The organism is Polaromonas sp. P1_G2, from assembly GCF_056405515.1.
On record NZ_JBFUBY010001098.1, the window covers coordinates 1 to 461 of the forward strand.

At 57.9% G+C, this 461-nt stretch carries 2 pseudogenes; both read right to left on the reverse strand.

What is annotated here, in order from left to right:
- A pseudogene (locus AC1D0P_RS29235) lies at nt 1-233 on the reverse strand (hypothetical protein); the annotation flags it as partial.
- Nucleotides 230-461 (reverse strand): annotated as a pseudogene (locus AC1D0P_RS29240) (hypothetical protein); the annotation flags it as partial. The pseudogenes AC1D0P_RS29240 and AC1D0P_RS29235, both read right to left, overlap by 4 nt.

The following is a 461-nucleotide window of genomic DNA, read 5'->3' on the forward strand; positions in this document are numbered from 1 at the left end:
GTGATGATCACCGAATTGATGAAGGTCCGTGAGAATTTCGCATCGTGCCAGGCATGCGAGAAATTCTCCCACCGGATCGGATTCGGCAGGGCGAGCGGCGCCTGCACGATCTGCGCCGCCGGCTTCAGCGAATTGAGGATCAACAGCGCGATCGGAAACAGCGCGATGAAGGCGAACAGCCCAAGGAAGAAATAGGAAATCGCCAGTGTGGCACGGCTTTCGACCAGTCTCATTGGTCGCCCTCCTTGGTCGAGATGCGGACATAGAAGAAGGTGCCGATAAGGCCGAAAATGCTGATCACCAGCGCTGCCGCCGCAGCCTGACCGACGTCGAGATCGTAGAAGGCATGGCGATAGGCAAGCGTGGAGAGCATTTCGCTCGAATAGGCCGGCCCGCCCTGCGTCAGGATGTAGACGAAGTCGAAGGCGAGGAAGGACCAGATGACCGTCATGATCATCATC